Genomic DNA, 10240 nt, shown 5'->3' with positions numbered 1-10240 from the left:
GCGGTCGCGCTGCCCCGCGACCGCGAGCTGCTGGTCACCCTGCTCGGCGTCCTGAAGGCCGGGGCCGCCTACGTACCGCTGGACCCCGACTATCCGGCCCGGCGCCTCACCCATATGGTCGAGGACTCACGGCCGCGCCTGCTGCTGACCACCCCCGAGGTGCGCGAGCGGCTGCCCGAACTGCCGGTGCCGTACGTCCACGTGAGGGACCTCGTGCAGGGCACGGCGTCCGCCCCCGCCCCCGGTGACCCCGACCCGGCGCACCCGGCGTACGTCATCTACACGTCCGGTTCCACCGGTCTGCCCAAGGGCGTCGTCGTCACCCACCAGGGAGTCGGCGCGCTGGCCCGGACCCACGCCGAGCGGCTGCGGGTCGGACCGGGCGACCGGGTGCTGCACCTCGCGTCCGTGAGCTTCGACGCGGCGTTCTGGGAGATGTGCATGGGCCTGTTCACCGGGGCCTGCCTGGAGATCGACGAGCGCGACGCCCTGCTGCCCGGACCGGCCCTCGCCGGCACGGTCCGGGAGCGCGGGGTCACCCACCTCACCCTGCCGCCCGCCGCGCTCGCCGTGATGCCGCCCGGCTCGCTGCCCGAAGGCACCACCATCGCCCTCGCCGGTGAGGCGTGCCCGCCGCACCTGGTGCACACCTGGGCGCGCGGCCGGTACCTGGTCAACGCGTACGGGCCCACCGAGACCACCGTCTGCGCCACCATGAGCGCCTTCCAGCCCGCCGACGGCCCTCTCGCCCCCGACCGCACCGTGCCCATCGGCGTCCCCGTCGACGGCACCCGCGTCCACGTCCTGGACGACCGGCTGGCCCCCGTACCGCCCGGCGTGGTCGGCGAGTTGTACGTCTCCGGCGCGAGCCTCGCCCGTGGTTACCACGAGCGGCCCGCCCTCACCGCGACCCGGTTCGTGGCCGACCCTTTCGACCGCGCGGGCGGCCGGATGTACCGCACCGGCGACCTGGCCCGCTGGACCGCCGACGGCGAACTCGTCTACGTCGCGCGCGTCGACGACCAGGTCAAACTGCGTGGATTCCGCATCGAACTGGGTGAGATCGAGGCCGCGCTGACCGCGCTGCCCGGTGTCGGCTCCGCCTGCGCGATGGTCCGCGAGGACCGGCCCGGCGACCGGCGCCTGGTCGCCTACACGGTCGCGGAGGAGGGGCAGCGGGTCCCCGACGGCACCGAACTGCGCGCCCGGCTCGCCGAGACGCTGCCGGACCACATGGTCCCGGCCGCCTGCGTCACGCTCGACACCCTGCCCCTCACCCCCAACGGCAAGACCGACCGGCGGGCCCTCCCCGCGCCCGAGCGCACCGCGCCCGGCGAGGGCACCGCCCCGCGCACCGACCTGGAACGCGAGCTGTGCGCGGCGTTCGCGGAGACCCTCGGTGTACCCCGAGTCGGCGTCCACGACGACTTCTTCGCCCTCGGGGGGCATTCCCTCCTCGCCGTCACCCTCGCCCAGCGGATCGAGGAACGCCGCGGCCGGCGCCTGTCCCTGCGGGACCTCTTCGCCGCGCCGACCGTGGAGGGCGTCGCCCGCCTGCTGGAGCGCACACCGGGGGAGCAGGGGTACGCCGGCGGACCCGACCTCGCCGCCGAGGTCCGCCTCGCCCCGGACATCACGGCCACCGTCCGCAGGGGCGCCCGTCCCGGCGCGCGCCCGCTCCTCACCGGTGCCTCGGGGTTCCTGGGCGCGTTCCTCCTGCGGGACCTCATCGAGAGCACCGACGGCCCCGTCGACTGCCTGGTCCGCGCCGAGGACCCGCTCAGGGCCGCCGAGCGGCTGCGGGCCAACCTGGAGCACTACGGCCTCTGGCAGTCCCGCTACGAGACCCTGGTCAACGCGGTGCCGGGTGACCTCGCCGCCCCCGGCCTCGGCCTGACCCCGGAGGACCGCATGGCGCTGGTCCGCCGCCTTGGTCCGGTCCTGCACAACGGCGCCCGCGTCAACTTCGCCGCCGGGTACGGGGATCTGCGCGCCCCCAACGTCGCGGGCACCGAGGAACTGCTGCGGCTGCTCGCCGACTCGGCGTCACCGGGCCTGCACTACATCTCCACCACCAGCGTGTTCGCCCCGGCGACCGGACCCGACCCGGTCGTCGTCACCGAGTCCACCCCGACCGGGCCGCCGGCCGACCTGCCCGACGGGTACGCCCGCAGCAAGTGGGTCGCCGAGGGCCTGGTCGGGCTCGCCGCCGCACGGGGTCTGCCGGTCACCGTGCACCGGCCCGGCCGGATCAGCGGCGACACCGCCACCGGCGCCTGCCAGAACCGGGACCTGCTGTGGCAGCTCATCAAGGGCTGCCTCCAGGCCGGAGCCGTGCCCGACCTGCCGTACGGCTCCACCGACTGGGTGCCGGTGGATTACGTCAGCCGGGCGGTCGTGGCGCTCGCCGGGGCGGTGCAGACGGGCGGCGAGGTCTACCACTTCACCAACCCGGACGCCCCGGACCTGGGCCGCGTGTTCGCGGCGGCCGCCCGGCTCGGCCACGAGCTGAACACCGTCCCCGTCGAAGAATGGCAGGCGCGCGTCGCCGCCGATCCGGACAACGCGGCCCAGCTCTTCCTCGGGGACGAGCCGCAGACCCGGCACGAGGCGATGGACCGGCGGCGCTTCGACTCCCACCAGACGGCCAAGGCGGTGGACACCCTGGGAGTCCACCAGCCCGACCTGACCGACGAGGTGCTCACCCGCTACCTCACCTGGTTCCAGCGCACGGGCTTCCTGCCGGAGCCGGGGAAGGGAGGGACGGACCGCTAGCGGGCGGACCGCTCGGCGGCGCGCTTGATGCCGTGCAGGGCTTCCTCCAGGCCGCGGCTGACGTGCTCGCCCTCGGCGTTGTCGGTGTGCAGCTCGACGGTCAGCCGCGAGCTGCCCGCCTCGTCGCCCGCGGCCACGTGCAGCCGGCCGTGGTAGTCGTCGGGGCCGGGCGCGCCCCACTCCAGGCTCTTGCCGTCCTCCAGCACATGGATCCACGCCTCGCTGGTGACGTCCTGCTCGGGCTCGCCGGGCGGGTCGATGTGCGCGGTGACGGTGACCCGGTCCCCGCCCTCCGGCTCGACCGCGGTCAGCCGGGGGAGGTAGGACGGGAGGTTCTCCACGTCCGCGAGGTAGTCGAAGAGGCGGTCCGCGGGGACGGCCACGGTGATCGAGTTGTCGTAGTTACCCATGGTCCCGCTGTGCCCCGGCGCGGGGGGCGGTAACGGTGCGGACGGGCGGATTGATCCGGACGGGTGAGCGGGCGCGGACGGGTGGCTCAGTACCGGGTCACGGGGCCTCGGCGATCTCCTCGCCGAAGGGTGTCGCAACAGTCGAGCGGTTGGGGGCGCGGACGTCCGCGGTCGCTGCCGAAGCCACGGGTTACCGCTGGGTTCAGCGGCCCACCACACGCCGCCTCAAGTGATCCTTTTGCCGGTCGGTCTACCTGCATCTGGAGGACGGGGCCGTCCGCGTGGGGCCAACCGGAGCAAACCCGCATGCGCGGTTCCGGCTCCGGTTCGAGGCTGGCTTCATGAACATCCGTCCATGGGTCGTCGTCGAGGCACCGGACGGTCGTGGTCTTCGGCGGGTGACCATCGGCGGGGAGACCGTAGGCACCGCCTGGTCGCTGCGTGAGCTGCGAAAGCTGCTGGATCGCCTCGGTTACCCGGATGTGGATGTGGAGGATCCGGCATCAGTGTGCTGGCGCGGCGGGGACAGCAGTACCTGGCCCGCCCGGGTCTGGAGAAGACGCGTGACCGGCGTCCTTCTGATGCTGGGACTGGTCGCGTCCGCGGTCCTCAACGGAATCATCGGATGGCCGGACGCCTCCGGCGCCCTGACTTTCGCGCAACGAATAACCGGGGCCCTCTTCGTCCTGTCCAGTCTGATACAGGTCGCGGCAGCGATCTCGGTACTCGACTACTGGGGAAGACGGCAGTCCAGAGTCTCCGGTGCGATCGTCCTGCTCGGTGTCCTCATATCGCTCGGTACCGACAGCCTTCTCCTTCTGATGTGGCTCGAAGAGCGGGAGTACACGCCCTACATGCTGGCGTTCATGCCTCTCTGGTGCTGGTCGGTGTGGGCCCTCGTCCTGCTGGTCCGGGAGAAGACATGGAAGGGAGTTCCGCAACCCAAGCGATTTGCGGCCGGCGTGTTCGTATCGGCCCTCCTGACTGCTCTCAGTCTGACGTACTCAACCATGTACCAACCAGCAGTTGCCCCTATGCGTTTCGCACTGAAGGCGGAATTTGGGACGGCGCGGGAAGATCGCGTACGCCCCTTCATTCAGGTCCCTTTGAAACTCTCTGTCCGGAACACTGGAGAGGTCTCGGTATACGTCGTCATCAATGACTTCACCGTGTACGGCAGAACTGCCAAGTATTCCGGGCAGGGTAATTTGGCGAAGCAGCAGTGGAAGGATAGCTTCGAGGAGGGTGAGACGAGAGAGGAAGCGGAACTTCACGTCGATCAACTCGAATACACGCGGATCAGTAGCGGGCGATTCTATCGGCCGGGTGAAGTTCTCGGCAGTGGACAGGAAGACGCTCGGGTGCATGTGTTTGAGATTCCCAAGAACGTCCGGTACGACCTTCTGCGCGTCGACCTGCAGGTCACATACATGAGGAAGGATCGCGGGCGGATCGACGTGGGGCACTTCAGTGAACCACACGCATCGTGGATCAAGAAGAGCCCGTACTACTGTCATCCGGCGTTGTGCGAGGAAACGCTCAGATATCACGGCCGGTTGCGTCACAACGACAACCTGATAAACGTGACCCGTAAACCACGCTATGTGACGGCGGAGTGGTCACCGAAAAGAGGCCCTGAATACTCTATTTCTTCCACTTATGATTTCAAAGGAGGAGGGGCTGCGGGTGATCCTGCCGAAGAAGCAAGAGAAGTTGACAGATTCGGCGTATCCACGGTTTATGCCTATTCGGAGGTGTCCGTGGCGGAGTTGCTGAAGGCTATTCCTTCTCCTTAGCCATCTTGACCCAGGAACCCGATTTGACTCCGGAATCCTGATCGAGTTGCAGGGCCGCCCGGAGGCAATGAAGCCCCGGAGTGGCGAGGGTCTCGAAGAGTTCACTTGCCGGTACGGTATCAGCGAGCTTGGGGATGAGACGTCTGATTTTCAGCCGAGCGTTGACGGATTCCTCATTCAGCAACTGGACGAGTACATCAAGGGAGTCGTCCCCTGATTCGTCCGATTTCCAGAAATCGTTGACGCCTTCGGTTTTCCACTTCGCGGGTACTACACTCTTGAGATCGCGGTTAAGAGTGTCGTCCGAGACGGAATCGAAGACGGCATTCGTGCAGGCTTCGGCCGCCTTCGGGAGGGGTTCGTCCGGCAGGTCCTGCGCGGAGGCGGCTTCCTCCTGCTTCTTCTTCATGCGCTCGGTCTGCTCGTCCGAGTCACCCTGATTTTCCAGAGACGAACTGGCCTCGTGCGTGGTTTCCGCGAGCTCCTTCCGCTCCTTGTCTGGAGTGTTCGGGTCGCTGATGATGGCCAGCGAAGCAGTCATTGACTTCGCGAGCTTCAAGGTCCTCGCATGACGGTCACGGGTTACGGCGGTGGTCACGTTGTTCACGGTCCCGCTCAGCTGTGCGCGCAGCCCCTGCGGCGTCCCGCGGTCAGCGATCATGTGCAGGACGGACGCCGACCTCTCCGCGACCAGGGTGACCGTGCGCCGCTGCCCGGGCGATGTCCCTGACTGGTTCGCTGTGTCCAGCGCGGCGGTCACCTGCTTCACGAGCTCGGTCAACTGTCCCCGCAGCGGTTGAGGTGTCTCAGGATCGGCGATCACGTCCAGGGTGGAGCTCAGAGCCTGCGCGGTCCTGATGACGCCTTCACGCTCCTGCGGCGAGGTCCCCGGGTCCTCCACCGCCCTTAGGGCTGTGGTCAGTTGCCCCAGGCTGGGGACCAACTCCTCCGGAACTTGCTCCTTCTTGTGGTTCAGATCTCCCGTGACTTCATCGATGTCTTCCTTCTGCTGCGTCACGGCGTGGGACGCCGATGTATCGCCTTCGCTGGGACTGGACGGCTCGTCGGTGTCCGACGTCTTGCTCGGGTGCGGGGTCTCGGTCGGACTCGGAGTCCCGCTCGGTGTGGAGCTAGAAGGTGATGTCGTCGAGGGCGGAGTGCTCGGTGTCGACGAAGGAGCCGATGTCGTGTCCGACGGAGCATCCGGCGTCGATGGGGGAGTGGGCCGCGGTGACGGAGGCTCGGGTGAAGAAGGCGGTGACCGACGAGGCAGGTCCGCCCGGGCCTCGCTGGGGACTTGAGAGGCCGGCAGAGGGGTCACGGGAGCTGCGGGCAACCCGAGCGCTACTGCCAAGGCGGATGCGCCGGCCACGTGCAGGACGTGTCGCCGAGTGGTTCTGGCCATCGTGCATCCAGACGGGATATACGTCGCACTGGTTTGTCCGTTGCGGACAGAACTTTTCGAGAGTGGTCCAACGGCTTGCTTCCGCGTACAGGTCCGCTGCAAAAGCCGCTACAAGCACATTTTTCACCGGCTCGGCACATCACGCAACGTGAGTCCGGGCGTCTGCAGAAGTGCCCCTGGGCCGGAAGGAGCGTCAGCTCGTGGGCCGTGCTCCTCGCGAACCGTGCCACGCCACCCTTTTCGGTTTGTGCGCGGCAGCCGGGGCAGCGGCTCGTTCGGACGGTGGCGGAGGGGGCAGGGAAGGGATGGCACACTGATGGGCCCAACTTGCGACAGCCGAAGGTCAGGTCGCCCTGGTCACCGGCGCTGCCTCCGGCATGGGGCCGGCCACCGCCCGGGCCCTCGCCGAGGCCGGCGCGGCCGTCGTACGGGCCGACACGAACGAGGCCGCCGTGCAGACGGCCCGGTATCCCGGTACCGCCCTTGGACGCCGCCGGGTGAGACGGCCGAGAACTTCGACAGCGTCAACTGACTCACCCGGAACGGCAGACCGTTCACCTCTCCGCCTCGGGCTCAGGCTCGGGTACGGCCGATACCGCACGACGGCGAACGGCCCCGACCACCGCGCCCGTCCCGATCAGAGCCGCGAGCGCGCCGAAGCCGTAGGCAGTTTCTCTGTCCGGGCGATCCGCTCAACGGCAGGCGGGTGCGTGTCGTACTCGTGCGGCCGTGGCTGACGCGTGCCGGCCGCCAGCGCGGCGAGCCGCTCCCCCTCCCGTCGCGCAGCCGCCGGAAACCGCCGTACACCTCGCCGACGACGGTGGATCAAGAGGCCGGACGCACGGGATCGCGCGCGACCCCGGAGCTGAGCAGGGGTTTCGCCGGTGGGCAGGATTATTCGGCCGCCTCCGGGAAACGCGGACCGGGACCGCTTGACCGCGAGCGCCAGGAGGCGACCATGAGTGACGAGACCCCGATGGCGGACGACGCCTACCAGCCCACCGGCGGCAATGAGGAGCAGGAGGACGCCGCGCCGCTGGATCTTGAGGACGCGGTCGGTGAGCGGGACTACGACGAGATCCTCGACGAGGGGTACTCCCCGCCCGAGCGGCCCCTGGGCGTCACCAAGCACGGGACCACGGCCGCCGAGCAGCAGGAGGGGGAGACGCTGGACGAGCGGCTGGAGCAGGAGGTGCCGGACGTGTCCGCGCCGGCCGGGGACGGGGTGGGTGACCTGCCCGGCGGGGAGGGCGAACCGGTCGACCCGGAGGTCGGCGACACCCGCGCGGGCCGCCTGGTCGCCCCGGACGAGGGCGCGCACACCGACACGGTGAGCGAGGAGGTCGCGGAGGACGTCGGTATCGACGGGGGCGCGGCGGGCGCGGAGGAGGCGGCCGTGCATGTGATCCAGGACGAGGGCTGACCGCGCACGGATTCTTACCGAGTGGTGACGCCGGAGCGGTGGACCGAGGAAGCGGGCGTCCGGGCGCCTAGCTTGAGGCCATGCGTGTATTGGTCACCGGCGGTGCCGGGTTCATCGGGTCGCACGTCGTGGACGCGCTGCGGGCGTCCGGGCATGAGGCCGTGGTCTTCGACGTCCGTGACAATTCCGCCGCGGACGTGCGGGACCGCGAGGCCGTCGCCCGCGCCCTCGCCGGGGTGGACGCCGTCTGCCACCAGGCGGCCATGGTCGGGCTCGGCAACGGTGTCGACGACGCGGCCGAGTACGTCTCCCGCAACGACCTCGGCACCGCCGTCCTGCTGGCCGCGATGGCGAAGGCGGGCGTGCGACGGCTGGTGCTGGCCGGGTCGATGGTGGTGTACGGCGAGGGCCGCTACGAGTGCCCGGCCCACGGGTTCGTACGGCCGGGCCCGCGCGCCGAGGCCGACCTGAAGGAAGGCCGGTTCGAGCCGCCGTGCCCCGTCTGCGGCACCGCGCTCGCCCCCGGCCTGGTGGGAGAGGACGCCCCGGCCGACCCGCGCAACGTCTACGCCGCCACCAAGCTGGCCCAGGAGCACCTGGCCGCCGCCTGGGCCCGCGCCACCGACGGCACCGCGCTCTCCCTGCGCTACCACAACGTGTACGGCCCCCGGATGCCCCGCGACACCCCCTACGCCGGAGTCGCCGCGTTCTTCCGCTCGGCGCTGGAACGGGGGGAGGCGCCAAGGGTGTTCGAGGACGGGCGCCAGCGCCGCGACTTCGTGCACGTACGGGACGTGGCGGCGGCGAACCTGGCCGCGCTCACGGCGCCGGACCGGCCCGGCACGCTGACCGCGTACAACACCGGCAGCGGCGAGCCCCGTACGGTCGGCGAGCTGGCCCGGGCGCTGGCCGCCGCGCACGGTGGCCCGGAGCCGGTGGTCACCGGCGAGTACCGCCTCGGCGACGTGCGGCACATCACCGCGGACTCCGCCCGGCTGCGCACCGAGCTGCACTGGCGGCCCGGGGTCACCTTCGCCGAGGGGATGGCGGAGTTCGCGGGGACCGGCTGAGTCAGGAGGCCGGGGCGGGCAGGGTCACCTCGAAGCGGCAGCCGCCGGGGATGTTCCGTACACTGGCCCGCCCCTGGTGCGCCTCCACGATCCCCCGGACGATGGCCAGCCCGAGCCCCGCGCCCGCCGGGGGCGTCCGCGCGTCCGTGCCGCGCCAGCCGGTGTCGAAGACGCGGGGCAGGTCCTCCTCGGGGATGCCGCCGCAGCCGTCCGTCACCGACAGCACCACGCCCTCCGGCGCCCGCCGGGCCGCGACGGCGACCGTGCCGTCGGCCGGGGTCCGGCGGATGGCGTTGACGAGCAGGTTGGCGATGACCCGGCTCATCTCCTTGCCGTCCACCTCGACCGGCACCGGCCGCACCCCGTCGCCCACCAGCCGTACGCCGTGCTCACGGGCGAGCGGTCCGACCCCGGCGAGGGCGTCGCCCACCAGGTCGTACAGCGAGATCCGCGAAGGGCTCAGGGGGAGCGTCCCGGCGTGGATGCGGGAGAGTTCGAAGAGGTCGCCGACCATGCCGTTGAGGCGTTCCACCTCGGTGCGGATCTGCCGCAGATAGCGGGCCGGATCGGCGGCGACCCCGTCCTCCAGCGCCTCCGACATGGCGCGCAGACCAGCCAGCGGGGTCCGCAGATCGTGCGAGATCCAGGCGACCAGCTCACGCCGGGACGCCTCCAGGGCGCGTTCGCGCTCACGTGAGGCGGCCAGCCGGGCGCTGGTCGCGGCAAGTTCCCGGCTCAGGGCGTCCAGTTCGGCGGTGGCCGGGGCGGCGGGTGCGGAGAAGGCGCCCGCGTCGCCGAAGTGCCGTGCCGCGTCGGTCAGTTCCCGGCTGCGGGCGACCACCCGGCGACCCAGCAGGAGCGCACTCGCCAACGAGACGACCGCCGCCATGGCGACGACCGTGGTCACCACCCGCAGGTCGTGCGGGGACAGGAACATCGCCCATGCCACCGCCATGGTGCCCGCCAGCATGGCGAACACGCCGACGCCCGCGACCACGGTGAGCGAGGCGGTCAGCGAGCGGCGCCGGACCAGCCGGAGCACGGCCGCGCCGACCAGACCGGAGGCGGCGGCACCGAGGAAGGCGTACAGGGCGATGAGGAGGTTGTCACGCACGTCGGTCCTCCTCCGGCCCGGCGGCCGCTTCCGGTTCGAAGCGGTAGCCGACGCCCCAGACGGTACGGATCAGCCGGGGCCGGGCCGGGTCCTCCTCGACCTTGCCGCGCAGCCGGCGGACATGGACGGTCACCGTGGACAGGTCGCCGAAGTCCCAGCCCCACACCTCTCGCATCAGCTCCTCGCGGCCGAAGGCGCGGCCCGGATGCCGCAGAAAAAATGCCAGCAGATCGAACTCCCGCAGGGT

Annotated in this window: 8 protein-coding genes and 1 pseudogene; 5 read left to right on the top strand and 4 right to left on the bottom strand. The window is 70.6% G+C overall.

Annotation, left to right across the window (positions count from 1 at the left end):
* Nucleotides 1-2775, top strand: a 2775-nt coding sequence (locus tag GT030_RS34745; RefSeq protein WP_161204472.1) for an amino acid adenylation domain-containing protein, incomplete at its 5' end; no start/stop codon positions are given.
* Here the strand turns inward: GT030_RS34745 and GT030_RS34740 are convergent.
* Nucleotides 2772-3185 (bottom strand): SRPBCC family protein, encoded by a 414-nt coding sequence (locus GT030_RS34740; protein WP_161204471.1) that lies wholly within the window; start codon nucleotides 3183-3185, stop codon nucleotides 2772-2774. The genes GT030_RS34745 and GT030_RS34740 overlap by 4 nt on opposite strands.
* A gap of 341 nt (nucleotides 3186-3526) precedes the next feature.
* On the opposite strand from GT030_RS34740, the gene GT030_RS36015 reads away from it, so the two are divergent.
* Complete coding sequence (locus tag GT030_RS36015) at nucleotides 3527-4981, top strand: DUF308 domain-containing protein (RefSeq protein ID WP_202460936.1); 1455 nt, start codon at nucleotides 3527-3529, stop codon at nucleotides 4979-4981.
* Here the strand turns inward: GT030_RS36015 and GT030_RS34730 are convergent.
* Entirely contained in the window at nucleotides 4965-5999 is a 1035-nt protein-coding gene (locus tag GT030_RS34730) for a hypothetical protein (RefSeq protein WP_161204470.1), read from the bottom strand. The two genes, GT030_RS36015 and GT030_RS34730, sit on opposite strands and share 17 nt — an antisense overlap.
* Nucleotides 6000-6739: 740 nt before the next feature.
* Here GT030_RS34730 and GT030_RS37005 point away from each other — a divergent pair.
* From GT030_RS37005 to GT030_RS34715, 3 genes and pseudogenes are all read left to right on the top strand, one after another.
* A pseudogene (locus GT030_RS37005) lies at nucleotides 6740-6841 on the top strand (SDR family NAD(P)-dependent oxidoreductase); the annotation flags it as partial.
* Nucleotides 6842-7344: 503 nt separating this feature from the next.
* On the top strand, nucleotides 7345-7809 hold the full coding sequence (locus GT030_RS34720; protein WP_161204469.1) for a DUF5709 domain-containing protein: 465 nt from the start codon (nucleotides 7345-7347) through the stop codon (nucleotides 7807-7809).
* A gap of 80 nt (nucleotides 7810-7889) precedes the next feature.
* Complete coding sequence (locus GT030_RS34715) at nucleotides 7890-8879, top strand: NAD-dependent epimerase/dehydratase family protein (protein ID WP_161204468.1); 990 nt, start codon at nucleotides 7890-7892, stop codon at nucleotides 8877-8879.
* A gap of 1 nt (nucleotide 8880) precedes the next feature.
* On the opposite strand, the gene GT030_RS34710 is transcribed toward GT030_RS34715, so the two are convergent.
* Both GT030_RS34710 and GT030_RS34705 read right to left on the bottom strand, forming a co-directional pair.
* Nucleotides 8881-9993: a HAMP domain-containing sensor histidine kinase gene (locus tag GT030_RS34710; protein WP_161204467.1), complete on the bottom strand. Its 1113-nt coding sequence runs from the start codon at nucleotides 9991-9993 to the stop codon at nucleotides 8881-8883.
* The coding region (locus tag GT030_RS34705; RefSeq protein ID WP_161204466.1) for a helix-turn-helix domain-containing protein at nucleotides 9986-10240 on the bottom strand (255 nt) is incomplete at its 5' end. The genes GT030_RS34705 and GT030_RS34710, both read right to left, overlap by 8 nt.

Source organism: Streptomyces sp. SID1328, assembly GCF_009865595.1.
GTDB classification, from domain to species: Bacteria; Actinomycetota; Actinomycetes; order Streptomycetales; family Streptomycetaceae; genus Streptomyces; species Streptomyces griseoluteus.
Note: the sequence above shows the minus strand (reverse complement) of the source record. Positions and strands in the feature narration are given on the sequence as shown.

Bases quoted from the DNA above. Each gene is read 5' to 3' on its own strand.
- GT030_RS34715 (WP_161204468.1), top strand. From the start codon at position 7,890: ATGCGTGTATTGGTCACCGGCGGTGCCGGGTTCATCGGGTCGCACGTC.
- GT030_RS34720 (WP_161204469.1), top strand. From the start codon at position 7,345: ATGAGTGACGAGACCCCGATGGCGGACGACGCCTACCAGCCCACCGGC.
- GT030_RS36015 (WP_202460936.1), top strand. From the start codon at position 3,527: ATGAACATCCGTCCATGGGTCGTCGTCGAGGCACCGGACGGTCGTGGT.
- GT030_RS34740 (WP_161204471.1), bottom strand. From the start codon at position 3,185: ATGGGTAACTACGACAACTCGATCACCGTGGCCGTCCCCGCGGACCGC.